Origin of the sequence: Dactylosporangium sp. CA-052675 (assembly GCF_050947935.1) — a bacterium.
Taxonomy (GTDB): domain Bacteria; phylum Actinomycetota; class Actinomycetes; order Mycobacteriales; family Micromonosporaceae; genus Dactylosporangium.
The window spans coordinates 2,014,229-2,037,256 of the sequence record NZ_CP192010.1; the positions used below are offsets into that span (position 1 = coordinate 2,014,229).

Below are 23,028 nucleotides of genomic sequence, written 5' to 3' on the forward strand. Positions count from 1 at the left end.
CCGGCGGGGCGCGGATCGGAGCAATGGCACGGCGCCGGGGGCGTCGTCGCCGCCGGCGCCGTGACCCGGGTTACAGGAAGTCGGTGAATCCCGGCCGGAAACGGTCATCGGGTTTGCCGAATGCCGTGAACGCCAGGCCGCCCCGTGGTTCGACCCCCGGGAGGTGTTCGATCATTCGATCGTGTTCAATCACACACGCCAATGACTGCGTGAGGTCGGACTCGAGCTGGTGGACCGCCTCGTCGAGGTCCTCCTCCCGCCGTGACCAGTCGATGTCTGCCTCTCGCAGCTGCTGACCGGCCAGCTTCGCAACGGCCTCCGGATCGGTGACCGCAACCTCCAGGCGGCAGTAGATCTGCATGATGAGCGGTTCCGTGTGCCCCATTGCAGAAGAGTTGCACACCCGTCATCCGGCTCCATAGAAAGTGCAGATGAATTTACAACTTGGCAATGATGGGTAGGTGTGATGGTCGCGTTCATCCGCAACGTGTCGTTCGACACCGGCGTCCTTTCCCGCTCGCGCGGTTCCGCAGCGGCGTCGTCGGGCACCCCCGTTCACCCCGGGGTGCGGGCCCGCGTGGCCCGCGCCTGGTCCGCGTGGCGGCGTGCCTGGCCCGCGTGGCGGCGTGCCTGGCCCGCGTGGCGGCGTGCCTGGCCCGCGTGGCGGCGTGCCTGGCCCGCGTGGCGGCGTGCCTGGCCCGCGTGGCGGCGTGCCTGGCCCGCGTGGCGGCGCGCCTGGCCCGCGTGGCGGCGCGCCTGGTCGGGTGGCCCGCACGGGTTCGCGTGGCCGGCGCGAACAGGTGAGGGGTTCGTGGTGATCCCGTGGAGGCGGTCACTGGAGCCGTCCGCACGGGGCAGCATCGGCCCGTGCCTTCGACGCTGCCGACCCATCCGCTCGCCGTCCTGCCGCTGAAGCTGTGGCGCCCCCACTGGTTCGACGGGGTGGCGCTCGCGACCGGCGCGTGCGCGCCCGACTTCGCGTACGCCCTCGACGGCCCCGGCATCCGCATCCCGAGCCACACGATCCCGGCGCTGCTGTGGTGGAGCCTGCCCACGGCGGTCGTGGTCGCCCTGCTGTGCCGCTGGGGCGCCCCGGCCGTCGCCGCGCACCTGCCGCCCTGGTTCCACGTGCGCGACTTCGGCGTGCTGGGGACCGTCCGGCACCGGTGGTGGATCACCGCGTACTCGGCCCTGCTCGGCGCGGTCAGCCACCTGCTGTGGGACCTGGTGACGCACCCGGGGCCGGTGGCCGCCTGGTGGCCGATCCGCGAGGCCAGCGACGCCGCGGGCGTCATCCTGCTGCCGGCCTTCGTGGTGTACGTCGGGATGCGCCGCAAGCTGCGCGAGTGGCACGGGGAGCCGCCCGCCGTGCCGGTGCGCCCGACCCGCTTCTGGGGCGTGACGGCCGCGGCCCTGGCCGCGGGGGTGGCGCTGACGTGCGCGCTGGGCGATCGGCACTACTACGCCGGCAACGTGCACGTGTTCCTGGTGCGGCTGATGGTCGCGGGGTCGCTGGCGCTGGTGGCCGGGGCCCGGGCCGTACAGTCTGATCGTGCTGCTGACCGAGCGCCTCTTGCTGCGGCCGTTCCGCGCCGCTGACGCCCCCGTGCTGTCCGCCTACCGGTCCGATCCGCAGGTGGCGCGGTACCAGGGCTGGGACGCTCCCTTCCCGATCGAGTCCGCGATCGCGTTCGTCGCCGGGCTGGACGGGCGCGACCCGCGGGGCGAGGGCTGGTTCCAGTACGCCGTGGAGCTGCGCGGGACCGGCGCGCTGATCGGCGACGTCGGGGCCAACCGGCACGACCAGGGGCGGCAGGCGGAGATCGGCTTCACCCTCGCCCCGCGGTACCAGGGGCACGGCTACGCCGCGGAGGCCGTCGGCCGCGTGGTGCACCATCTGCTCGCCGAGGAGGGGCTGCACCGGGTGCACGCCTCGGTCGACGCGCGCAACGAGCGCTCGGCGCGGCTGCTGGAGCGGCTCGGCTTCCGCCGCGAGGGGCTGGAGGTGCAGAGCCAGTGGTGGAAGGGGGAGTGGACCGACGACCTGCGCTACGCCGTGCTGGCCGGCGAGTGGCCGGGGTCCGCGGCGTCCGGCTCCGCCTGAGCCGGTCGCGACTGTTACGCCGTGCCGGCCGGTGAGTGGTCGCGGTCCGCGTCGCCCGGCCCCGCCGGAGCCGGGCGCGGACCCCTACGCCGTGCCGGCCAGTGAGTGGTCGCGGTCCGCGTCGCCCGATCCGGCCTGAGCCGGCCGCGACGTCACCCGCGCCAGGAGGTTGAGCGTGGCCGTCCACACCAGGCAGGCGCCCAGCATGTGCAGGACGACGACGGGCCAGGGCAGGCCGGTGAAGTACTGCACGAAGCCGACCACGCCCTGCGCCAGCTCGACGGCGACCAGGATCGCCGCGGCCCGGGTGACCCGCAGCGGCGCCCCGAGCGCGCGCAGGCCGAACCACATGGCCACGCAGAGCCCGACGAGCACCATCACGGCGTCGGTGTGCAGCTGGGACATGGCCTCGGGGTCGAAGCCGGTGCGGGCGGCCTTGCTGTCGCCCGAGTGGGGTCCGCTGCCGGTGACGACCGTGCCCAGGACCAGGACCAGCGCCGACACCACGGTGATGAGGACGCCCGCCATGCGCATGGCCCGCGGCGCCGTCCAGCGCGGGGGCTCCTGCCGGACCCGGTCGACCAGGACGAAGGCCAGGGCGATGAGCACCATCGAGAGCAGGAAGTGGGCCATGACCGTCCACGGGTTGAGCGCCATCCGCACGGTGATGCCGCCGAGGACGGCCTGGGCGGCGACGCCGGCCAGCACCCAGATTCCCGCCCGCAGCGCAGCCGGGAGGCGCCGCCGCTGCCGCCAGGCGGCCGCGAGGGCAAGGATGGCGAAGACGCTGACCACGCTGGTGAGGGTGCGGTTGCCGAACTCGATGGCCCCGTTGATCCCCATCTTGGCGGTGGTCACGTAGGAGTCCTCGGTGCACCGCGGCCAGGTCGGGCAGCCCAGCCCGGACCCGGTGAGCCGCACGAGCCCGCCGGTGCACACGATGCCGATGTTGGCCACGAGCGACGCGAGGGCCGCCCGCCGCAGCGTCGCCGGCCGGTCCAGCCATTCCATCACCCAGCTCACGCGGCGATACTACGCCAGGCTACATATCGCCTCCGGCGGCAGGTTGCGGCCGGGGTGCGGCCGGGTTTGGTTAGGGTTACCTTCCGTGCGGTGGATCACCCGGGCGGTGGTTTGCCCGGCTCCCCCGATTTACGTAACGTTGGTGTTGTGAAAAACGCGGAAGTGGTCGCTGCGCTCGACGGGCGCACCCGTGACCGCGTCACGGAGCTGCTGCTGCAGGAGGGCTCGGCCACCGCGACGGAACTCGGGCTCGCCCTCGGGCTGAGCCCCGCCGGCGTGCGCCGTCACCTCGACGCCATGCACGCCGAGGGGCTCGTCGAGTGCCGCGAGCGGCCCGAGCGCGGGCCGCGCGGGCGGGGCCGGCCGGCGCGCGTGTTCACGCTGACCGCGGCGGCGCGGGAGACGCTGCCGCACACCTACGACGGCCTGGCTACCGCCGCACTGCGCTGGATCGCCGAGCACGGCGGGCCGGGCGAGGTCTCCGCGTTCGCCGCGGCCCAGGTCGCGGGGCTCGAGGAGCGCTGCCGGGCGGCCATGGCCGAGGCCGGCGAGGATCCGCTCGCCCGGGCCGAGGCCCTCGCGCGCGCCCTGACCGCGGAGGGTTACGCTGCGGGCGCGTCGACCATCGCCACCGGCGGGCAGCTGTGTCAGCACCACTGCCCGGTGGCCCATGTCGCCGCGGAATTCTCCCAGCTGTGCGAGGCGGAGACCCAGGTGATCTCCCGCCTCGTCGGCACGCACGTCCAGCGGCTCGCCACCATCGCCAACGGCGACGGCGTCTGCACCACCCACATTCCGGCCCCGGTCCAACCCGGAGCCCGTCCCGATAGGCAAAGGATCGTGAGATGACGACTGCCGATCAGCTGGCCGGTCTCGGCCGGTACGAGTACGGCTGGGCCGACTCCGACACCGCGGGAGCCTCGGCGCGCCGCGGTCTCAACGAGGACGTCGTGCGCGACATCTCGGCGAAGAAGCACGAGCCCCAGTGGATGCTCGACCTTCGCCTCAAGGGCCTGCGCCTGTTCGACCGCAAGCCGATGCCGGCGTGGGGCGCGGACCTGTCGCACATCGACTTCGACAACATCAAGTACTTCGTGCGCTCGACCGAGAAGCAGGCGGCGAGCTGGGACGAGCTGCCCGAGGACATCAAGAACACCTACGACAAGCTGGGCATCCCCGAGGCCGAGAAGCAGCGGCTGATCGCGGGCGTCGCGGCGCAGTACGAGTCCGAGGTCGTCTACCACAAGATCCGCGAGGACCTCGAGGAGCAGGGCGTCGTCTTCCTCGACACCGACACGGCGCTGCGGGAGCACGAGGACCTCTTCAAGGAGTACTTCGGCACCGTCATCCCCGTCGGGGACAACAAGTTCGCCGCGCTCAACACGTCGGTCTGGTCCGGCGGCAGCTTCATCTACGTGCCGAAGGGCGTGCACGTGGAGATCCCGCTGCAGGCGTACTTCCGGATCAACACCGAGAACATGGGCCAGTTCGAGCGGACCCTGATCATCGTCGACGAGGGCGCCTACGTGCACTACGTCGAGGGCTGCACCGCACCGATCTACTCGTCGGACTCGCTGCACTCCGCGGTCGTCGAGATCGTCGTGAAGAAGAACGCGCGCTGCCGGTACACCACCATCCAGAACTGGTCGACCAACGTCTACAACCTGGTCACCAAGCGGGCGGTCTGCCACGAGGGCGCCACCATGGAGTGGATCGACGGCAACCTCGGCTCCAAGGTCACGATGAAGTACCCGGCCGTGTTCATGACCGGCGAGCACGCGAAGGGCGAGGTCCTCAGCGTCGCGATGGCCGGCGAGGGCCAGCACCAGGACGCCGGCGCGAAGATGGTGCACGCGGCCCCGCACACCTCCTCGAGCATCATCTCCAAGTCGATCGCCCGCGGCGGCGGCCGGACCTCCTACCGCGGCCTCGTGCAGGTCCTCGAGGGCTCGCACCACTCGAAGTCGACGGTCAAGTGCGACGCCCTGCTCGTCGACACGATCTCGCGCTCCGACACCTACCCGTACGTCGACATCCGCGAGGACGACGTCTCCATGGGGCACGAGGCGACGGTGTCGAAGATCAGCGACGACCAGCTGTTCTACCTCATGTCGCGCGGCCTCACCGAGGACGAGGCCATGGCGATGATCGTGCGCGGCTTCATCGAGCCGATCGCCAAGGAACTGCCCATGGAGTACGCGTTGGAGCTCAACCGGCTCATCGAGCTGCAGATGGAGGGCGCGGTCGGATGAGCGCTCCCGTTCTCGTTCCCCCGAAGACCAGGGCCCAGCAGGTCCGCTCGTTCGACGCCGGCGACTTCCCGGCGCTCACCGGCCGCGAGGAGGAGTGGCGCTTCACGCCGCTCAAGCGCCTCCGCGGCCTGGACCGCGCGGTGTTCTCGGGTGCCCCGGCGCCGAAGGTCGAGGTCGGCGAGCTGCCGGCCGGTGCGACGGTGTCGACGATCGACCGCAGCGACCCGCGGGTCGGCTCGGCCCTGACGCCGTTCGACCGCATCAGCGCGCTGGCCGCCGGGGGTGCGACCGAGGCCCTGCTGATCGCCGTGGCCCCCGACGCCGTGCTGGACAGCGCCGCGGTCGTCCGCCTCGTGGGCGCGACGACCGAGCCGGCGGCGGGCCACACCATCGTCGAGGTGGGCCGGTTCGCCGAGGCCGTGGTCGTGCTCGAGCAGACCGGCTCGGTCACGCTCGCCGACAACGTCGAGGTGCTCGTCGCCGACGGCGCCAAGCTGACCTTCGTCACCGTCACCGACTGGGCCGCGGACGCGGTGCAGGCGCAGCACGTGCGCTTCCGGCTCGGCCGCGACGCCCGGGTCACCCATGTGCAGGTGACGCTCGGCGGCGACCTCGTGCGGCAGTACACCAGCGTCGACTACACCGGGCGGGGCGGCGAGATCGAGGCGTACGGCCTGTACTTCGCCGACGCCGGCCAGCACCTCGAGCACCGGCTCCTCGTCGACCACTCGGTGCCGGACTGCCGCAGCTACGTCGCCTACCGCGGCGCGCTGCAGGGCGCCGACGCGCACACGGTGTGGGTCGGCGACGTGCTCATCCGCGCGGAGGCGACGGGCACGGACACGTACGAGATCAATCGCAACCTCGTGCTGACCGACGGCGCCCGGGCCGACTCGGTGCCCAACCTGGAGATCGAGACCGGTGAGGTCGCGGGGGCCGGGCACGCCAGCACCACCGGCCGCTTCGACGACGAGCAGCTGTTCTACCTGATGTCCCGGGGCATCCCGGACGAGCAGGCCCGCAAGCTGGTCGTGCGCGGCTTCTTCCACGAGCTGCTCGGCAAGATCCCGGTCGACGACCTCCGCGACCGCCTCGGCACCGCGATCGACGCGCGGCTGGAAGAGGCCGGCTCGTGATCAGGGTCTGTTCCGCGGCCGAGGTGGCCAAGGGCGAGGTCGTGCAGGTCACGGTCGAGGGGACCGAGATCGCGCTCGTACACGCCGACGACGACAACTTCTACGCCGCCTACGACGAGTGCTCGCACGCGGCCGTCGCGCTGAGCGAGGGCGAGGTCGAGGGCTGCACCCTGGAGTGCTGGCTGCACGGCTCGCGCTTCGACCTGCGCACCGGCGCCCCCAGCGGGCTGCCCGCCACCGAGCCGGTCCCGGTCTACCCGGTCGAGGTTCGCGACGGCGACGTCTACATCGACCTGAACCCGAGCAACGGAGTCTTGAAGTGAGCGAGCTTTCGATCAGCAACCTGCAGGTCTCGGTCAAGCTGCCCGACGGTGAGCTCAAGCCGATCCTCGCCGGCGTCGACCTGACCGTCCGGGCGGGGGAGACCCACGCCATCATGGGCCCCAACGGCTCCGGCAAGTCCACGCTGGCCTACGCGATCGCGGGCCACCCGCGCTACGAGGTGACCGGCGGCGCCGTGTCGCTCGACGGCCAGGACGTGCTCGCGATGACCGTCGACGAGCGGGCCCGCGCCGGGCTGTTCCTGGCGATGCAGTATCCGGTGGAGGTCCCCGGCGTCTCCATGGCGAACTTCCTGCGGACCGCCAAGACCGCCATCGACGGCCAGGCGCCGAAGCTGCGCACCTGGTCCGGCGAGCTGCGCGGGGCCATGGAGAAGCTGCAGATGGACCCGGCCTTCGCCCAGCGCAACGTCAACGAGGGCTTCTCCGGCGGCGAGCGCAAGCGCGGCGAGATCATGCAGCTCGAGCTGCTCAAGCCGAAGATCGCCGTGCTCGACGAGACCGACTCCGGCCTCGACATCGACGCGATGCGCATCGTCAGCGACGGCGTCAACCGGGTGCGCGAGCAGGGCAACACCGGGCTGCTGCTGATCACGCACTTCACGCGCATCCTGCGCTACATCAAGCCGGACTTCGTGCACGTCTTCGTCGGCGGCCGGATCGTCGAGGAGGGCGGCCCCGAGCTCGCGGAGCAGCTGGAGAACAGCGGGTACGAGCGCTTCCTCGCCGGCGCCGGCCCGGCCTCGATCGCCTGAGAAAGGCCCATACATGACCGCCCTCGACGTTGAGTCGGTTCGCAAGGACTTTCCGATCCTCGATCGCACCGTCAACGGCAAGCCGCTGGTGTACCTCGACTCGGGCAACACCTCGCAGAAGCCGCGCCAGGTGATCGACGCGATCCGCGAGCACTACGAGCGGCACAACGCGAACGTGGCCCGCTCGGTGCACACGCTGGGCACCGAGGCGACGGAGGCCTTCGAGGGGGCCCGCGCGCGCATCGCGGGCTTCGTCGGGGCCCCGTCGGCGGCCGAGATCGTCTTCACGAAGAACTCGACCGAGGCCATCAACCTGGTCGCGCACGCCTTTACGAGCAACGCCGGCGACCCGCGCTTCCGGCTCGGCCCCGGCGACGAGATCGTCGTGACCGAGATGGAGCACCACTCCAACATCGTGCCGTGGCAGCTGCTCGCCCAGCGCACCGGCGCGACCCTGCGCTGGTTCGGCCTCACCGACGAGGGCCGGCTGGACCTGAGCACCATCGACGAGCTCATCAACGAGCGCACCAAGCTCGTGTCGGTCGTGCACTACTCCAACATCCTGGGCACGATCAACCCGGTCGAGCTGCTCGTGGCCAAGGCCCACGCGGCCGGCGCGCTCGTGCTGCTCGACGGCTCCCAGTCGGTGCCGCACGTGCCCGTCGACGTGGCCGCGCTCGGCGCCGACTTCGTCGCCTTCACCGGGCACAAGATGCTCGGCCCGACCGGCATCGGCGCGCTGTGGGCCCGCTTCGAGCTGCTCGAGGCGATGCCCCCGTTCCTCGGCGGCGGCTCGATGATCGAGACGGTGTCGATGACCGGCACCACGTTCATGCCGCCGCCCGCGCGCTTCGAGGCCGGCACGCCGCCGATCGCGCAGGCCGTCGGGCTCGGCGCGGCCGTGGACTACCTCGCCGGCGTGGGCATGGACAACGTCGTCGCGCACGAGAAGGCGCTGACCGCCCACGCCCTGGAGGCGCTCGGGTCGCTGCCCTACGTGCGGATCATCGGCCCGGCGTCCACCGAGGACCGCGGCGCCACGATCTCGTTCACCGTCGAGGGCGTCCACCCGCACGACGTCGGCCAGATCCTCGACGACGAGGGCGTGCAGGTCCGGGTCGGCCACCACTGCGCCCGCCCCACGTGCGTGCGCTTCGGGGTGCCGGCCACCACCCGCGCCTCGTTCTACCTCTACACGACCGGCGACGAGATCGACGCCCTCGTCCGCGGGGTCGAGCGGGTCTGGAAGGTCTTCGCCTGATGCAGATCGACCAGCTGTACCAGGAGATCATCCTGGACCACTACAAGCACCCGCACGGCCGCGGCCTGCGCGAGCCCTTCGACGCCGAGGCGCACCACGTCAACTCGACCTGCGGCGACGAGGTGACCCTGCGCGTGCAGCTCAAGGCCGGCAGCGTCGCCGACGTGTCCTACGAGGGCATGGGCTGCTCGATCAGCCAGGCCTCCGCGAGCGTCCTCTACGACCTGCTCAAGGGCGCGACGGTCGCCGACTCCCTGCGCCGGCACGAGGCCTTCGCCGAGCTCATGGGCGGCCGGGGCCAGGTCGAGCCGGACGAGGACGTGCTGGAGGACGCGGTCGCGTTCGCGGGCGTCGCCAAATACCCGGCGCGCGTCAAGTGCGCGCTGCTGCCCTGGATGGCCTACAAGGACGCCCTGTCCCGGGCGGTCGGCACACCTTCTGAGGAGACCCCATGACCGCGGCGCTGGCCGACATCGAAGAGGCGATGAAGGACGTCGTCGACCCCGAGCTGGGGATCAACGTCGTCGACCTGGGCCTCGTCTACGGCATCCACGTCGACGAGGAGAACGTCGCGACGCTGGACATGACCCTGACGTCGGCGGCCTGCCCGCTGACCGACGTGATCGAGGACCAGGCCCGCCAGGCCCTGACCACCGGCCCCGGCGGCGGCCTGGTCTCCGACATCCGCATCAACTGGGTCTGGCTCCCGCCGTGGGGCCCGGACAAGATCACCGACGAGGGCCGCGACCAGCTGCGCGCCCTCGGCTTCAACGTCTGAGCACCGCGACGTCCGAGGACGGCGGCGTCCGAGCACCGCGACGCCCGTGCACCGCGACGCCCGAGGACGGCGGCGTCCGAGCACCGCGACGGCTTCGGACCGCGGCGTGCGAGGACGGTGACGGTCGAGGAAACTGACTGGCGGGACCTCGGCTCCCGGCGGCATCATCGCCGCATGAGCCGAGGTCCTGTTGCGTTGCGCGCCCTGTCTCCCGCCGCCGGCGAGGGGTTCACGCGACAGCAGGCCGGCGCCGTGACGGAGGCGAGCCCCCAGCCGCGCTCGTGAGCGCCGGGCTCGGCGAGGTGGTCGGCAGCGGCCTGCTCGCCGGCTACGGCGTCGCCGTCCCCGTCGGCGCGATCGGGGCGCTCATCGTCAGCCTCGCCGCGCGGCACTCGTGGCGGGTCGGCGCGGCCGCGGCCCTCGGGGTCGCCACCGCGGACGGGCTCTACGCCGTCATCGCGGTGCTCGGGGGAGCCGCGCTCGCCGGGGTGATCGCGCCCGTCTCCGGGGCGCTGCGCTGGCTGGCGTTCGCGATCCTGATGGTCCTGGCCGGCAGAACCGCCTGGAACGCGGTGCGCCACCGGCACGAGAGCGCCACGCCGCGCCCGGCCGACGGGCGCCGGGCCTACCTGACGCTGCTCGGGCTCACGCTGCTCAACCCGGTCACCGTCGTCTACTTCGGCTCGCTGGTGCTCGGGCGCCGGGCCGACGACGGGCTGCCGGCCGGGGCCGAGGCGCTGTGGGTCGCGGCGGCGTTCGCGGCGTCGGCGAGCTGGCAGCTGTTCCTGGCGGCGAGCGGGTCGCTGCTCGGCCGGGTGCTCACCGGGGCCCGGGGCCGGTTCTGGTCGGCGATCGTGTCGAGCGCGGTGATCGCGGTGCTGGCCGTGCTGCTGGTCGTCCCGGGGGCTTGAGCGCCTCGCCCACCGACAGCGCTGCCGATCAGCCCGGCCGGCTGCCGCTCGTCCGGGTGGCTGCCGGCCAGCCCGGTCAGTCCAGTCGGCCCGGTCGGCCCGGCCGGCAATCGGTCGTCCCGGGCGGCCGGTGGTCATCCCAGGTGCTTGAGCGCCTCGCGCACCGAGAGCGGGGACAGGCCGGGGTGGGTGCCGACGAACGCGCGCACTCCGGCCGGGTCGGTGCGGGCATACTGCCGCAGCGCCCAGCCGATGCCCTTGCGGATGAAGAAGTCCCGCTCGCCCGACCAGCGGTCGCAGTAGTCGAAGAGGCGGGCCCGGTCGGTCCGCTCGCCGTACCGGAGCTGATGCAGGATCGCCGTGCGCACCAGCCACAGGTCGGTCCCCGCGGCCGTCCACGCGTCCATGGTGGACACGCACTCCGGGTGCGCCAGCACGAGCGGGCCGACCACGTTGGACGCCAGCGTGTCGACGGTGTCCCACCAGGACCTGGTGGTGATGAGCTCGCGCAGCACGGGCACCGCGGCCGGGGTGAGCACCTTCGCGTGTCTGCGCAGGTAGTCGCAGGCGAAGTACTGGTACTCCCGCTCGGGAAGCTCCCAGCACGCGCGGGCCGTGGCCAGCAGTTCGGGCTCGCTCGGGCGGGGCCGGCCGCGCAGGACGTCGAGGGTCAGCTCGCGCCTCGGCACGCTCGGGATGCCGAGGAACTCGAAGCGGTCCCGCATGTACGCACGCATCGGCGCGGCCTGCCCGGGGTCGGCGGCCGCGCCGAAGAGGTGCTCCAGTCGCTGCAGGATCACAGGTTGCTGGTGTTGAACGTGTCGCACTGGCGCGGGTCGCCGGTGTTGAACCCCTGCGTGAACCACTTCTTGCGCTGGGCCGACGTGCCGTGCGTGAACCCGTCCGGGTTGACCTTCTGGCCGGCCTTCTTCTGGATCGTGTCGTCGCCGATGGCCTCGGCGGTCTGGACGGCCTCGGCGATGTCCTGGTCCGTGATGGACTTGAACAGCGGGTCGCCCTGCGGGTCCTTGGTCTCCGTCGCGTGGTTGGCCCAGGTGCCCGCGTAGCAGTCGGCCTGCAGCTCCAGGCGCACCGAGGCGGAGCTGGCCCCCTGCTGGGCGCCCTGCTGCGCCTTGGCGTTGGTGCCGAGCAGGTTCTGGATGTGGTGGCCGTACTCGTGCGCGAGCACGTACGGCGCCGCGAACTCGCCCGACGCGCCGAAGCGGCTGTTGAGCTCGTTGTAGAAGGTCAGGTCGATGTACACCTGGCTGTCGGCCGGGCAGTAGAACGGCCCGACGCCCGAGTCGGCCGCGCCGCAGCCGGTGTTCACGGACTGGCTGAAGAAGTTCGTCTTCGCCGGCTGGTACTGCTTGCCGAACGCCTCCGGCATCTCCGTCTTCCAGTAGGCCTGGACGGAGTTGATGTAGAGCACGTTGCGGCAGTCGGCGTTCTTGAAGCGGTCCTTGTTCGACTTGTCACACTGCTGGTTCAGCGCGGAGTTGTCGGGCTTGGCGCTGCCACCGCCCCCGCCGCCGAGCAGGCCGCTGCCGAAGAGGCCGCCACCGCCGCAGAGCACCACGGCCAGGATGATGACCGTGATGATGATGCCGCCGCGGCCGCCGCCGATCGGGATCGGGATGCCACCGATGCCGCCGCCTCCACCGCCGCCGCCCGACCCGCGCAGGTCATTGACCTGGCTGGTGTCGAGATCGGCGTCGTCGTTGAACTCCATTGCACACCTCGGGGGTTGATATCGACCGGCGTCTGCTGTGCGGCACGTACCCGTTGATCTTGTGACGTAATCGTGTGGCGGGGCCACCCGGGTCGCACGGTAGACTATCGGCGTGATCACGCAGAGGGAGTGACTCCGGTACGACACCTGGAGTCTGTCCCTTTGGAGAAAGAGAGCTTCCGTGATCACGGCCAACAGCCTCGAGCTGCGCGCTGGAGCCCGCATCCTGCTCAGTGACATCAACCTGCGCGTGCAGCCCGGGGACCGCATCGGTCTCGTCGGGCGCAACGGCGCCGGCAAGACCACCACCCTCAAGGTGCTCGCGGGCGAGGGCACCCCGCACGCGGGCAGCGTGGAGCGGCGCGGCCCCGTCGGCTACCTGCCCCAGGACCCGCGCACCGGCGACCTCGAGGTCACGGCCCGCGACCGGGTGCTCTCCGCGCGCGGCCTGGACACCATCTACGCCGAGATGAAGGCGCTCGAGGAGCGGCTGGGCGACGACGAGCGGCTGATCCGGCGCTACGGGCAGCTCGAGGACCAGTTCGCCGGGCTCGGCGGCTACGCGGCCGAGGCCGAGGCCGCCCGCATCTGCGCCAACCTGGGCCTGCCCGACCGCGTGCTCGGCCAGACCATCGGCACCATGTCCGGCGGTCAGCGCCGCCGCATCGAGCTGGCCCGCATCCTCTTCCGCGACGCGAGCGCCACCGGCGGCGGCATCCTGCTGCTCGACGAGCCCACCAACCACCTCGACGCCGACAGCATCACCTGGCTGCGCGGGTTCCTGTCCAGCCACAAGGGCGGGCTGGTGGTCATCTCCCACGACGTCGACCTGCTCGACGCGATCGTCAACAAGGTGTGGTACCTCGACGCCAACCGCGCCACGATCGACTTCTACAACGTGGGCTGGAAGCTGTACCAGCAGCAGCGCGAGACCGACGAGAAGCGCCGCCGCCGCGAGCGCGCCAACGCCGAGAAGAAGGCCGGCGCCCTCATGGCCCAGGCCGACAAGATGCGCGCCAAGGCCACGAAGACGGTCGCGGCCCAGAACATGGCCCGCCGCGCCGAGCGGATGCTCGACGGCCTCGAAGAGGTCCGCACCGCCGACAAGGTGGCGAAGGTCCGCTTCCCCGAGCCCAAGCCCTGCGGCAAGACCCCGCTCACCGCGCGCGGGCTGTCGAAGTCCTACGGCTCGCTCGAGATCTTCATGGACGTCAACGTCGCCGTGGACCGCGGCTCCCGGGTGGCCATCCTCGGCCTCAACGGCGCCGGCAAGACCACGCTGCTGCGCATGCTCGCGGGCGAGCTCGACCCCGACACCGGCGAGGTGACCCCGGGCCACGGCCTCCAGCGCGGGTACTACGCCCAGGAGCACGAGCAGCTCGAAGTCGACCGCACCATCCTGCAGATCATGCGCTCGGCCGCCCCGGAGCAGAACGACACCGAGCTGCGCAAGATCCTCGGCGCCTTCCTGTTCACGGGCGACGACGTGGACAAGCCCGCCGGGGTGCTGTCCGGCGGCGAGAAGACCCGGCTGGCCCTGGCGACCCTGGTCTGCTCCGGCGCGAACGTCCTGCTGCTGGACGAGCCGACGAACAACCTCGACCCGGTCAGCCGCGAGCAGGTGCTCGACGCGATCGCCCGCTACCCCGGCGCCATCGTCCTCGTGACCCACGATCCGGGGGCGGTGCAGGCGCTGAAGCCGGACCGGGCGATCCTGCTGCCGGACGGCGTGGAGGACGCGTGGAGCGACGACCTGCTGGAGCTGGTCGAGCTCGCCTGAGGTCGGGCTGTCGGCCGCTCGTGGTGCGCTTGGCGGCGAAATCCCGGGCGCTCCGCGCGGCGACCTCCTGCTGCGCTTGGCGGTGAAGTGTCGGGTGCTCCGCGCGGCGACCTCGTTCGTGGTGCGCTTGCCGAGTGGTGCGCTTGCCGAGTGGTGCGCTTGCCGAGTGGTGCGCTTGCCGAGTGGTGCGCTTGCCGAAATGTCGGGCGCTCCGCGCCGCGACATTTCGGATTTTTACCCCGCCGGGCGACATGTCCTACCAAGGCGTCACGAGCACGCCTTCGATGATCACCGCGACGAGCGCCCCCAGCCCCGCGAGCAGCAGCGGCGCGGGCGGCGGATCGCCGGCCGGGCGCTCCGGGGCCACCGCCGCGACCGTGAGCCAGGGAAAGAACGGCAGCCAGGCGTGCTCGACCCCGCCCCGGGCCAGCCCCGCCGCGATCGAGAACACCACGGCGGCGCCCGCGCCCACGAGGAACGGCCACATGGCGGTGTTGCGAACCTTGCGGGCGCTGGCGAACAGCGGCGGACCGGCGGCGAGCAGGAGCACGACGACGCTGATGGCGCTCCACCAGAGCACCGAACGGTACGGTGCCACGCGGGCCGCGTAGTCCGTCTCCGCGGCCACGAGGCCGTCGGCCCACCCGAACCCGAGCAGCTGCGCGCCCAGGACGGGCAGCAGCGCGCCCACGCCGCTGAGGACGTTGAGGGAGGCGCGGCGGCGGGCGAAGTACACACACACCAGTGAGAGCCCGAGCCACGGCGCGGAGTAGGAGAACAGCGCGGCCACGCCGATCAGCAGACCGGCCAGCACCGCCCAGCCCGTGGCCGCCCAGCCGCGCACCCGGCGCCGGCTCGCGCGCAGGCCGGAAACGATCGCCGCGGCGCCCAGCACGGCGACGAGGCCGTCGAGGCTGACCGCGGTCCAGATCGCGTACGGGGCCAGGACCAGCACCGGCAGGTACCGTCGCGCCGCCACCTCGCCGACCGAGTCGCGCACCGCGGCGAGCACGAGGGGAATCGTGAGTACCGATACCGCGGTGATCAGGAAACCGAGCACAATGTGGTCGTCGACGCCGATTCGTTGCAGCGCCCACAAAAAGAGTACGGGGCCCGGAGGATGGCCCCGCGAAGCTACCGAGTGGTACGCCGCGTCGGCCGTGAAATGTCTGAGGTATGTGCGTGGGGAGTCGCCCACCTGTGCGACGTCTCCCAGGTATTCCTCGGGTGAGCCCAAGGCTTTCGTAAGGCCCGACCAGCCATCGACAAGCGCCAAAGCGATTGCCCACAGCAGGCCCACCGTGTACCCGAAAAGCTGAATTTCGTGCCATCTCCACCGGGTGAACCGGCTCGCCGCGGCGGTCCACAGGGTCCCGGCGGCGACGACGGGGGCCAGCATCGATCCGAGACCGATTCTGATCTTGTACCTTCCGAGGAAGGGGGCACTGGCGGTGCCCAGACGGGCGTCGAGCTGCACCGCGAGCGCCGCCAGGGCGAGGCCCCCGAGGGCCAGGAGCAGCCAACACAGCGCATCGATGCGCTCACGGTGCGCAGTGCGCCGGGGCGCCGTGGACGGTTCGCTCAACACGGTGCAACACGGTATCGGGTAGCGGACAATGCTCTGCGTGTCGGTTGGCGCCCCGTCGATATCTAGCGCATGATCGTTCGAGGCGGTCTAATAGGTGGGACCGCACCAACCGCTCTGTCTGGGACGTGAGGGATCAGCATGGCAGCCACCGCCACCACCAGCACCGAGAAGGGCCGCCGGATCATCGGCGCCGAAAGGCAGACGCTGGCGAAGGACCTCGTGAAGCGGTACACCAACGGTGAGAGTATCCGTGCGCTCGCCGCTTCCACCGGCCGTTCCTACGGATTCGTGCACCGTGTGCTGACCGAATCCGGCGTTCAGCTTCGTCAGCGTGGCGGCGCGCGCCGCCGCAAGAAGGCGTGAGCGCCAGCTCCTCGGCAAGCGCCGCACCCGGCTCGGGTGAGGCGCGCTTCGACCTCGACGGGCCGGTCGCGACGGTGACGTTGTGCCGGCCCCAGGTTCTCAACGCGCAGACCCCCGCTCTCTGGGCCGATCTGCGCGAGTTCGGTCGGACACTGCCGGGTGACGTCCGCGTCGTCATCGTCCGCGGCGAGGGACGGGCCTTCTCAGCCGGGCTCGACACCACCGCCGCGACCGCGATGCTCGGTGAGATCGCCGCCGGTCCGGACTCCGACGCCCGCATCGCGGGCTTCCAGGAGGCGTTCGCCTGGCTGCGCCGGCCCTCGCTGATCTCGATCGCCGCGGTGCAGGGCCACGCCATCGGGGCCGGCTTCCAGGTGGCCCTGGCCTGCGACTTCCGCGTCGCGGCCGAGGACGTCTCGTTCAGCATGGCCGAGATCAAGCTCGGCCTCGTGCCCGACCTGGGCGGCACCAAGCGCCTGGTCGAGCTGGTCGGCTACGCCCGGGCGCTCGAGCTCTGCGTGACCGGGCGGCGGGTGACGGCTGCCGAGGCGTCCCAGATCGGCCTGGCCAATGTGGTCGTACCGCGCGACGAGCTCGACGACGCCGCCAAGGACCTCGCGGCCGCCGTGCTCGCCGGCCCGCGGGACGCGGTGATCGAGATCAAGGCGCTGCTGGCGCAGGCCGCGGCGCACACGTTCGCCGAGCAGGAGGCCGCCGAGCGCGCGGCCCAGCTGCGGCGGATCGCCGACCTGACCGGTCGCGGCGAGTGAGCCGCGACCCGGCCTGATGGTCCTGGGACCTAGGACCAAAGGCCTGGTCGCCGCCGGGAAGCCGCGGCGGCCTCCGAAAGTTGTCGTACCTGCCGGGCACAATCACCCGGCAGGTACTTCTTTTGTTCGGGGGTGTGCGGCATGTCCTCGCCGATGAGCAGCATGACGGGGTGGGAGACCCTGCGCTCGCTGCGCAAGGCCGACGAGCTGGCCGGCAAGAAGCTCGGCCGCGACACGACCAGGCGCATCCTGCGCTTCGCCCGGCCCTACCGGCGCGACATCGCCGTCTTCCTGCTCACGGTCGTGATCGGGGCCGGCATCGGGGTCGCGACGCCCTACCTGGCCGGGGACGTCGTCAACAAGATCGGCCGCGGCGGGCCCGACGCCGGGGCGGCGGTCGTGCGGATCGCGCTGATCATCGGCGGGCTCGCGATCGTCGACGCGCTGCTGTCGCTCGCCCAGCGGTGGTATTCCGCACGCATCGGTGAGGGCATCATCCTCGCGCTGCGCCGGCTGGTCTACGACCACGTGCAGCGCATGCCCCTGCAGTTCTTCACCCGCACGCAGACCGGCGCCCTGGTGAGCCGGCTCAACAACGACGTGCAGGGCGCCCAGCGCGCCTTCACCTCGACGCTGTCGGGCGTGGTCAGCAACGTCATCCAGCTCGTGCTGACCGCGGCCGTCATGCTCACGCTGTCGTGGCAGATCACCCTCATCTCGCTGGTGATGCTGCCGCTGTTCATCCTGCCCGCGCGCCGGGTCGGCAAGCGGCTGGCCGCGATCACCCGCGAGGCCTACCAGCTCGACGCGAAGATGAACGCCACCATGACCGAGCGGTTCGGCGTCGCCGGCGCCCTGCTCGTCAAGCTCTTCGGCCGCCCCGACGACGAGGCCGAGCGCTTCGCCGAGCGGGCCGGGCGGGTGCGCGACATCGGCATCCAGACGGCGATGTTCAGCCGCGTCTTCTTCGTCAGCATGCTGCTCGTGGCCTCGCTGGCCCAAGCGCTCACCTACGGCCTGGGCGGCTGGTTCGCGGTGCACGGCCGCATCACCGCCGGCACCGTGGTGACGCTCGCCCTGCTGCTCACCCGGCTCTACGGTCCGCTGACGGCCCTGTCCAACGTGCGCGTCGACGTGATGAGCGCGCTGGTCAGCTTCGAGCGCGTCTTCGAGGTGCTCGACCTGGCCCCGTCGATCGCCGAGCGGCCGGACGCCCGCGAGATCCCCCGCGGCGCGGCGACCGTCGAGTTCCGCGACGTCCGCTTCCGGTATCCGTCCGCCGCCGAGATCTCGCTCGCCTCGCTCGAGGACGTCGCCGCGCTCGACCGCACCGTCACCGAGGAGGTGCTGCGGGGCGTGTCGTTCACCGTGGCGCCCGGCCGGATGGTCGCGCTCGTCGGCCCCTCCGGCGCCGGGAAGTCCACGACGGCGATGCTGCTGCCGCGGGTGTACGACGTGACGGGCGGCGCGGTCCTCGTCGGCGGTGTCGACGTGCGCGAGGCGACGCTGCAGTCGCTGCGCGACACGATCGGCGTCGTCACCCAGGACTCGCACCTGTTCCACGAGACCATCGCCGAGAACCTGCGCTACGCCCGGCCGGAGGCGACGGACGAGGAGCTGTGGACGGCGCTGCGCCGGGCCCAGGTGGGCGACCTGGTGGAGTCGCTGCCGGACGGCCTCGACACGGTGGTGGGGGAGCGGGGCTACCGCTTCTCCGGCGGCGAGAAGCAGCGCATCGCGATCGCGCGGCTGCTGCTCAAGGCCCCGTCGATCGTGATCCTGGACGAGGCGACGGCCCACCTCGACTCGGAGTCGGAGGCGGCCGTGCAGCGCGCCCTCGCCGAGGCCCTGGCCGGGCGCACCGCGCTGGTGATCGCGCACCGGCTGAGCACCATCCGCGACGCCGACGAGATCCTGGTCGTGGACGCGGGGCGCATCGTGGAGCGCGGCACGCACGACGCGCTGGTGGCGGCGGGCGGGTTGTACGCGGAGCTGTACCGCACGCAGTTCGCCGTCGTCGACTCCCCACTGCCCCACGTCGGCTCCCCACTGCCCCCGGTCGATTCCCCGCTGTCCCAGGTCGATACGCCGGTGCCCCGCCCGACCGCGACCGCCTAGGCCGCCCGCTACCGCCCTCCGCGTCCCGGCGAGCCCGGACGCGGAGGGCAGCCTCGTCGCGGGTCAGGCGAGCAGGGGCCAGGCGAGCTGTTCCCCGGTCCCCCGCAGGGCCGGGGTCTGCGGGTAGTCCTGGCTGGGGAGCGTCGTGCGGATCGCGCGCATCCACTCGCGGTACGTCGCCGTGGGGGCGAGCCGGTTCAGGGTGGACAGCGCGACGTAGGTGAAGGCGCCGTTGGGGCGCTCGTCGAAGGTGGCGTCGTAGGAGTACTCGGCGTCGCGGCAGCCGGCCAGGAGCAGGGCCGTCGGGCGCTGGTCGGTCGTCGCTTCGCGGGGCTTGGTCCGGGGTGCGGCCGCGAGCGGTCGCGGGGCCGGGCCGGCGGGCGGGAGCTGGGCCGCGCGCAGGTGCTGGTGCGGTGGCAGGAACGTGGCCGGGGGCAGGAAGCGCGTGCGCGACGGGTGGTCGCCGATCGGGTGGTGCAGCCTCGTCAGCGTGCCGGAGTGGCAGGAGTCGGAGATCAGGACCGTACGCACGCCGGGGGCGGCCAGGGCGAACATGTCGTGCAGCTCGTCGTCGAGCAGGGGGCCGTTCGCGGCGATGTCGTGCGGGCAGATGGCCTCGTCACGGTGGTCGGGCTCGTCGCCGTCGGCGTCGGGCAGCCAGGTGCCGTGGCCGGAGTACGTGATGACGACCGCGTCGCCGGCGCTCGTGCTGGCCAGCAGGTCGCGGATGCCCGCCCGGATCGCGGCGCCGGTGGCGGACGCGTCGAGCAGCAGCCGCGTGTCGAATCCGCGCGCGACGAGCGCGCCGGCCCAGTCGTCGGCGTCGTTGCGGCAGCCGGCGAGGTCGTTCTCGGTGCCGGGATAGTCGTTGATCCCGATGCACAGTGCGAGTTTCATGGTTCCCCCGTGGTCGGATGTGGACCTTACGCACTGGTGGCGTCACGGAGGGTGGCCGCGGTTGGGGCGGGCCGCGTCGGTCGATCGGCGCCCTTCGCGCAAACGTACAAATCGGACCGCTACGGCGCGGGCGGCCCCGGCCGGCGCTCAGGGGCCTGCGAATCCTTGACCGGCGGCAGGGACCGGCCGCGCTCGGCCGCCGGGGCGGGCCGGTGCTGCTGGCCGGCCCGGCCGGAGGCCGGGCGCCGGAGCTCGAAGTCGTCCCACGCGAGGCGGCCCCGGCCGGCACCCGGTTGGCCGGCCGGGCCGGGCGCGTCGGGGCCGGAGGGTGCGGGGCGGGCGCCGTCGGGGGAGCCGGAAGGGTCGCCGGGTGGTGCCGGGGCGCGCCCGGCCGCGCGGGCTCGGGGTGGCCGGGCCGCCGGTGGGGCCGCGGCGGGAGGCGGGGCCGCGGGCCGTGCGTCGAGCGCGGCGAACACGCGGCGCAGCTCGGCCAGCAGGGCCTCGTCCTCGTCGTCGGGGGCGGTCATGACCGCGCGCGGCTGGGGCTCCGGCGGGTGGACGCGGTGCGCGACCGGGTGGTTCGTGGGTGCAAGGTGTGTCTCCGTCCCCGCTGTGGCGCCGCCGGCTGGGGGTGGTGGGGGCGCCCGTTTCAGGTGACATGAGGACGGGCTGGTTGTTCCTGATACAAGGCGGGGCAGATCGTTCGGATCCTGTCGTTCGCGTCCGGCCGATCTGCCCCGGCCGGCGGGTCGCAGGGCGCTGAGCTTCGGATTCCGTCGTGCCGGGATCTTCGTTCGGCAGCGGTCGTTCGGGTCCGTACTGTCCGGAATCGGCCACCGCCGACCGCCCTGCGATGCTCCCGCCGCCGTCGGGGAGGAGGCCTGGCCGCCCGCGACGCTCCCGCCGACGCAGGAGAGGACGGCTGGCCGCCCGCGATGCTCCCGCCGACGCAGGAGAGGACGGCTGGCCGCCCGCGATGCTCCCGCCGACGCAGGAGAGGACGGCTGGCCGCCTGCGGTGCTCCCGCCGACGGCGGGGAGGACGCCTGGCAACCCGGGAGGCTCAGCGGTTGCGCAGGCGGGACCACAGGCCTGGGCGGCGGCGGGGGACCGGGGCCGACTCGCCGTCGTACGTGAAGGCCTTCTCGCGCTCCGACAGCTCCTCCCGCGCCAGCTCCGGCAGGGCCGGGCCCATCGCGCGGGCGAAGTCCCAGCCGTCGCGCAGGGAGCCGTTCGGCGGCCGCCCCTGCGCCCACGCGGCGAATGTCGCCGGCCAGGACCGGCCGTACGACGCGGCCAGCATCGGCCACGCCCGGGCCACCTCGCCGGCCCGTTTGCGCCGCAGCGCCACCCGCGTGGCCTGGACCGCCGGCCCGTCGAAGCCCGCCGGCAGCTCGCCGCCCGCGACCAGGGACGCGACGAGCGCCGCCTGCTGTGCGGCGAGGCCGGTCAGGTCACGGCCGGCCATCCGGCCGCCTCCGCGATGGCGTCGAGCTCGGCCGTGAGCGTCGCGGCGGGGGGATAGTCGCCGTCGCGCTCCAGCATGAGGGCGGGTGGGGTCGTCCGGGCGCAGAGCTCCTTGACCAGGGTCAGGACCTCGGCGGGGATCGCGTCGGTGTGGGTGTCGTGGTAGTAGCCGCCGTGTTCCGTGCCGCCGGCGACGTGGACGTACGCGATCCGATCGAGGGGCAGCGCGTCGAGCAGGGCCGTGGGGGATTCGCGGCGGTTGCGGGCGTTCGCGTACACGTTGGCGATGTCGAGCAGGAGCGCGCACCCGGTGCGGTCGAGGATCTCGGTCAGGAACTCGGCCTCGGTGAGCTCCGCGTCCGGCCAGTCGAAGAGGGCGGCGATCGGTTCCAGGGCCAGCGGCACGCCGCCGAGCGCGGACCGGGCCCGGCGGACGTTGGCGACGATCGCGTCGAGCGCCTCGCGGGTGCGCGGGACCGGCAGGAGATGCCCGGCCTCCAGGCCGCCGGCGCGGACGAACGCGATGTGCTCGCTGACCATCGGCGCGCCGAGGAGCCGGGCGCACTCGTAGAGGTGGGCGGCGCGCTCGTCGGCGATCGGCTCCGCCCCGCCCAGGGACAGCTTGACGCCGTGCGGGATCACGCGGACCCCCCGCCCGACGAGCTCGGCGAGCGCGTCGGGCAGGGGTGCGTGGGTGTGGATCGACTCGGCGACGACCTCGGTGAAGCGCAGGCCGGGCAGGCCGGCCACGTAGCCGGAGATCTCGGGGCGCCAGCCGATGCCGACGCCGTATTCGGGGCCGCTCATCCGCCGCATCCTCCGCCGCCACCGCAGCCGCCGCCACCGCCGCAGCTGGACCCGCTGGAGCAGCTGGAGCCGCTCGAGCAAGAGGTGCTGGAGGACGAGGAGTCGCCGGAGCTGGAGTAGTAGCCGGTGCCGGTCTGCGCGATGTTGCGCTGCAGCTCGGCCTCGGCCGCGAACGCCGGGTCGGCGAGGTAGAACGCGCCGACGCCGAAGAGGCCGACGCTCAGGGCCGCGGCCTGCGGGCCGTAGGTGTTCCAGGACGGCTTCTGGCTCGGCGCGAGGTGACGCACCGCGGCGCGCATCCGGTTGAGCTGCTTCTTGCCCGCCGCGGAGACCCGCGGGGTCGACAGCAGCGCGAACGCGACCACGGTGACGGGGATGAGGAGCAGGACGAGGTTGGTGACGGGCCGGTCGTTGCTGATGCCGGCGAAGACGCGGATGATGCCGAGCGCGACGACGGCGAAGATGACCAGGGCGCCCATGCGCACGGCGCGGCGGGCCTCGGCGTCGAGGATCCAGCCGCCCTGGGCCAGCTCGGCCTCGGTGCGGTCGAGCACGGCGCGCACGGTCGCGTGGGTGAGCACGCCGGTGGTGGAGATGCCGTCGCGGGTGAGGGCGTGGACGGCGCGGTCGAGTTCGGAGGCGCCGGTCGGCGGGAGGGCGGTCTGGCGGAGGTATCCGCGCTTGTCGCTCTCGATGCTGCCGGCGGCGCGCAGGGCGGCGAGGGAGCTGTAGACGGCGAGGCGGCGATCCCCGTTGATCAGCGCGGCCTGGGTCGGGGTGAGGTCGCGGGCGTTGCGCAACGACGGGCCGCCCGTGATCGAGCGCCGGTAGATGAGCACGCCGACGATCGCAACGGCGGCGAGGCCGAAGTACAGCCACAGGAACTGCGGGCCCGGGATGCCCCAGGTGTCACCCGGCCCCGCCACGATCGATGTCGTCATGCGCC

Annotated in this window: 25 protein-coding genes and 1 pseudogene; 16 read left to right on the forward strand and 10 right to left on the reverse strand. The window is 72.5% G+C overall.

Annotation, left to right across the window (positions count from 1 at the left end):
* Positions 1-70 precede the first annotated feature (70 nt).
* Positions 71-361: a hypothetical protein gene (locus tag ACQP1P_RS09065; protein ID WP_350615218.1), complete on the reverse strand. Its 291-nt coding sequence runs from the start codon at positions 359-361 to the stop codon at positions 71-73.
* Between the two features lie 236 nt (positions 362-597).
* Here ACQP1P_RS09065 and ACQP1P_RS09070 point away from each other — a divergent pair, with 236 nt between their 5' ends.
* From ACQP1P_RS09070 to ACQP1P_RS09080, 3 genes are all read left to right on the forward strand, one after another.
* Complete coding sequence (locus ACQP1P_RS09070; protein ID WP_433084924.1) at positions 598-804, forward strand: hypothetical protein; 207 nt, start codon at positions 598-600, stop codon at positions 802-804.
* Positions 805-867: 63 nt separating this feature from the next.
* On the forward strand, positions 868-1,599 hold the full coding sequence (locus tag ACQP1P_RS09075) for a DUF4184 family protein (RefSeq protein ID WP_433084925.1): 732 nt from the start codon (positions 868-870) through the stop codon (positions 1,597-1,599).
* Positions 1,553-2,104 carry a GNAT family N-acetyltransferase gene (locus tag ACQP1P_RS09080; protein WP_433084927.1) on the forward strand — a complete coding sequence of 184 codons (552 nt, stop codon included), beginning with the start codon at positions 1,553-1,555 and terminating at the stop codon, positions 2,102-2,104. The genes ACQP1P_RS09075 and ACQP1P_RS09080 overlap by 47 nt, the downstream gene beginning before the upstream one ends.
* 84 nt (positions 2,105-2,188) lie before the next feature.
* Here the strand turns inward: ACQP1P_RS09080 and ACQP1P_RS09085 are convergent, their stop codons facing one another.
* Positions 2,189-3,115 (reverse strand): COX15/CtaA family protein, encoded by a 927-nt coding sequence (locus ACQP1P_RS09085; RefSeq protein WP_433089929.1) that lies wholly within the window; start codon positions 3,113-3,115, stop codon positions 2,189-2,191.
* A gap of 159 nt (positions 3,116-3,274) precedes the next feature.
* Here ACQP1P_RS09085 and ACQP1P_RS09090 point away from each other — a divergent pair, with 159 nt between their 5' ends.
* The 9 genes and pseudogenes from ACQP1P_RS09090 (at position 3,275) to ACQP1P_RS09130 (ending at position 10,561) form a co-directional block, all read left to right on the forward strand.
* The gene (locus ACQP1P_RS09090) at positions 3,275-3,976 is read left to right on the forward strand and encodes a helix-turn-helix transcriptional regulator (RefSeq protein ID WP_433084929.1); all 702 of its coding nucleotides are present in this window, start codon (positions 3,275-3,277) and stop codon (positions 3,974-3,976) included.
* The gene (gene sufB, locus ACQP1P_RS09095) at positions 3,973-5,379 is read left to right on the forward strand and encodes a Fe-S cluster assembly protein SufB (RefSeq protein ID WP_350615227.1); all 1,407 of its coding nucleotides are present in this window, start codon (positions 3,973-3,975) and stop codon (positions 5,377-5,379) included. The genes ACQP1P_RS09090 and sufB overlap by 4 nt, the downstream gene beginning before the upstream one ends.
* Positions 5,376-6,515, forward strand: a complete 1,140-nt coding sequence (gene sufD, locus ACQP1P_RS09100; RefSeq protein WP_433084931.1) for a Fe-S cluster assembly protein SufD — start codon at positions 5,376-5,378, stop codon at positions 6,513-6,515. The genes sufB and sufD overlap by 4 nt, the downstream gene beginning before the upstream one ends.
* Complete coding sequence (locus ACQP1P_RS09105) at positions 6,512-6,838, forward strand: non-heme iron oxygenase ferredoxin subunit (protein WP_433084933.1); 327 nt, start codon at positions 6,512-6,514, stop codon at positions 6,836-6,838. The genes sufD and ACQP1P_RS09105 overlap by 4 nt, the downstream gene beginning before the upstream one ends.
* Positions 6,835-7,611 carry a Fe-S cluster assembly ATPase SufC gene (sufC, locus tag ACQP1P_RS09110; RefSeq protein WP_433084935.1) on the forward strand — a complete coding sequence of 259 codons (777 nt, stop codon included), beginning with the start codon at positions 6,835-6,837 and terminating at the stop codon, positions 7,609-7,611. The genes ACQP1P_RS09105 and sufC overlap by 4 nt, the downstream gene beginning before the upstream one ends.
* Positions 7,612-7,624: 13 nt before the next feature.
* The gene (locus ACQP1P_RS09115) at positions 7,625-8,872 is read left to right on the forward strand and encodes a cysteine desulfurase (protein ID WP_433084937.1); all 1,248 of its coding nucleotides are present in this window, start codon (positions 7,625-7,627) and stop codon (positions 8,870-8,872) included.
* Positions 8,872-9,327 (forward strand): Fe-S cluster assembly sulfur transfer protein SufU, encoded by a 456-nt coding sequence (sufU, locus tag ACQP1P_RS09120; protein WP_433084939.1) that lies wholly within the window; start codon positions 8,872-8,874, stop codon positions 9,325-9,327. The genes ACQP1P_RS09115 and sufU overlap by 1 nt, the downstream gene beginning before the upstream one ends.
* A 2-nt stretch (positions 9,328-9,329) precedes the next feature.
* A pseudogene (locus tag ACQP1P_RS09125) lies at positions 9,330-9,650 on the forward strand (metal-sulfur cluster assembly factor); the annotation flags it as partial.
* Between the two features lie 281 nt (positions 9,651-9,931).
* Entirely contained in the window at positions 9,932-10,561 is a 630-nt protein-coding gene (locus ACQP1P_RS09130; protein ID WP_433084941.1) for a LysE family transporter, read from the forward strand.
* A 134-nt stretch (positions 10,562-10,695) separates the two neighbouring features.
* Here ACQP1P_RS09130 and ACQP1P_RS09135 read toward each other — a convergent pair whose 3' ends face one another.
* Both ACQP1P_RS09135 and ypfJ read right to left on the reverse strand, forming a co-directional pair.
* A complete protein-coding gene (locus ACQP1P_RS09135; RefSeq protein WP_433084942.1) occupies positions 10,696-11,361 on the reverse strand; it encodes a DNA alkylation repair protein in 666 nt (221 codons plus the stop codon).
* Entirely contained in the window at positions 11,358-12,293 is a 936-nt protein-coding gene (gene ypfJ, locus ACQP1P_RS09140; RefSeq protein ID WP_433084944.1) for a KPN_02809 family neutral zinc metallopeptidase, read from the reverse strand. Before ypfJ ends, ACQP1P_RS09135 begins: the two co-directional genes overlap by 4 nt.
* A gap of 181 nt (positions 12,294-12,474) precedes the next feature.
* Here ypfJ and ACQP1P_RS09145 point away from each other — a divergent pair, with 181 nt between their 5' ends.
* Complete coding sequence (locus tag ACQP1P_RS09145; protein WP_433084946.1) at positions 12,475-14,073, forward strand: ABC-F family ATP-binding cassette domain-containing protein; 1,599 nt, start codon at positions 12,475-12,477, stop codon at positions 14,071-14,073.
* A 256-nt stretch (positions 14,074-14,329) separates the two neighbouring features.
* On the opposite strand, the gene ACQP1P_RS09150 is transcribed toward ACQP1P_RS09145, so the two are convergent.
* The gene (locus tag ACQP1P_RS09150) at positions 14,330-15,661 is read right to left on the reverse strand and encodes a hypothetical protein (RefSeq protein WP_433084948.1); all 1,332 of its coding nucleotides are present in this window, start codon (positions 15,659-15,661) and stop codon (positions 14,330-14,332) included.
* Between the two features lie 138 nt (positions 15,662-15,799).
* On the opposite strand from ACQP1P_RS09150, the gene ACQP1P_RS09155 reads away from it, so the two are divergent.
* The 3 genes from ACQP1P_RS09155 to ACQP1P_RS09165 all read left to right on the forward strand — a co-directional run bounded on the left by ACQP1P_RS09155 (position 15,800) and on the right by ACQP1P_RS09165 (position 18,912).
* Positions 15,800-16,024 (forward strand): helix-turn-helix domain-containing protein, encoded by a 225-nt coding sequence (locus ACQP1P_RS09155; RefSeq protein ID WP_223102223.1) that lies wholly within the window; start codon positions 15,800-15,802, stop codon positions 16,022-16,024.
* Positions 16,021-16,794, forward strand: coding sequence for an enoyl-CoA hydratase/isomerase family protein (locus ACQP1P_RS09160; RefSeq protein ID WP_433084949.1), 774 nt, complete (start codon positions 16,021-16,023; stop codon positions 16,792-16,794). The genes ACQP1P_RS09155 and ACQP1P_RS09160 overlap by 4 nt, the downstream gene beginning before the upstream one ends.
* Before the next feature lie 141 nt (positions 16,795-16,935).
* On the forward strand, positions 16,936-18,912 hold the full coding sequence (locus ACQP1P_RS09165; protein ID WP_433084951.1) for an ABC transporter ATP-binding protein: 1,977 nt from the start codon (positions 16,936-16,938) through the stop codon (positions 18,910-18,912).
* A 63-nt stretch (positions 18,913-18,975) separates the two neighbouring features.
* Here ACQP1P_RS09165 and ACQP1P_RS09170 read toward each other — a convergent pair whose 3' ends face one another.
* From ACQP1P_RS09170 to ACQP1P_RS09190, 5 genes are all read right to left on the reverse strand, one after another.
* Complete coding sequence (locus tag ACQP1P_RS09170) at positions 18,976-19,809, reverse strand: caspase family protein (protein ID WP_433084953.1); 834 nt, start codon at positions 19,807-19,809, stop codon at positions 18,976-18,978.
* Between the two features lie 119 nt (positions 19,810-19,928).
* Positions 19,929-20,336, reverse strand: a complete 408-nt coding sequence (locus ACQP1P_RS09175; RefSeq protein WP_433084955.1) for a hypothetical protein — start codon at positions 20,334-20,336, stop codon at positions 19,929-19,931.
* Positions 20,337-20,871: 535 nt separating this feature from the next.
* Positions 20,872-21,276 carry a hypothetical protein gene (locus ACQP1P_RS09180; protein WP_433084957.1) on the reverse strand — a complete coding sequence of 135 codons (405 nt, stop codon included), beginning with the start codon at positions 21,274-21,276 and terminating at the stop codon, positions 20,872-20,874.
* Complete coding sequence (locus tag ACQP1P_RS09185) at positions 21,258-22,082, reverse strand: DUF692 domain-containing protein (RefSeq protein WP_433084959.1); 825 nt, start codon at positions 22,080-22,082, stop codon at positions 21,258-21,260. Before ACQP1P_RS09185 ends, ACQP1P_RS09180 begins: the two co-directional genes overlap by 19 nt.
* Positions 22,079-23,023, reverse strand: coding sequence for a TIGR04222 domain-containing membrane protein (locus ACQP1P_RS09190; RefSeq protein WP_433084961.1), 945 nt, complete (start codon positions 23,021-23,023; stop codon positions 22,079-22,081). The genes ACQP1P_RS09185 and ACQP1P_RS09190 overlap by 4 nt, the downstream gene beginning before the upstream one ends.
* Between the last annotated feature and the right edge of the window lie 5 nt (positions 23,024-23,028).

Bases quoted from the DNA above. Each gene is read 5' to 3' on its own strand.
- sufB (WP_350615227.1), top strand. From the start codon at position 3,973: ATGACGACTGCCGATCAGCTGGCCGGTCTCGGCCGGTACGAGTACGGC.
- ACQP1P_RS09085 (WP_433089929.1), bottom strand. From the start codon at position 3,115: ATGGAATGGCTGGACCGGCCGGCGACGCTGCGGCGGGCGGCCCTCGCG.
- ACQP1P_RS09115 (WP_433084937.1), top strand. From the start codon at position 7,625: ATGACCGCCCTCGACGTTGAGTCGGTTCGCAAGGACTTTCCGATCCTC.
- sufD (WP_433084931.1), top strand. From the start codon at position 5,376: ATGAGCGCTCCCGTTCTCGTTCCCCCGAAGACCAGGGCCCAGCAGGTC.
- ACQP1P_RS09190 (WP_433084961.1), bottom strand. From the start codon at position 23,023: ATGACGACATCGATCGTGGCGGGGCCGGGTGACACCTGGGGCATCCCG.
- ACQP1P_RS09170 (WP_433084953.1), bottom strand. From the start codon at position 19,809: ATGAAACTCGCACTGTGCATCGGGATCAACGACTATCCCGGCACCGAG.
- ACQP1P_RS09175 (WP_433084955.1), bottom strand. From the start codon at position 20,336: ATGACCGCCCCCGACGACGAGGACGAGGCCCTGCTGGCCGAGCTGCGC.
- ypfJ (WP_433084944.1), bottom strand. From the start codon at position 12,293: ATGGAGTTCAACGACGACGCCGATCTCGACACCAGCCAGGTCAATGAC.
- ACQP1P_RS09155 (WP_223102223.1), top strand. From the start codon at position 15,800: ATGGCAGCCACCGCCACCACCAGCACCGAGAAGGGCCGCCGGATCATC.
- ACQP1P_RS09065 (WP_350615218.1), bottom strand. From the start codon at position 361: ATGCAGATCTACTGCCGCCTGGAGGTTGCGGTCACCGATCCGGAGGCC.
- sufU (WP_433084939.1), top strand. From the start codon at position 8,872: ATGCAGATCGACCAGCTGTACCAGGAGATCATCCTGGACCACTACAAG.
- ACQP1P_RS09165 (WP_433084951.1), top strand. From the start codon at position 16,936: ATGTCCTCGCCGATGAGCAGCATGACGGGGTGGGAGACCCTGCGCTCG.
- ACQP1P_RS09180 (WP_433084957.1), bottom strand. From the start codon at position 21,276: ATGGCCGGCCGTGACCTGACCGGCCTCGCCGCACAGCAGGCGGCGCTC.
- ACQP1P_RS09185 (WP_433084959.1), bottom strand. From the start codon at position 22,082: ATGAGCGGCCCCGAATACGGCGTCGGCATCGGCTGGCGCCCCGAGATC.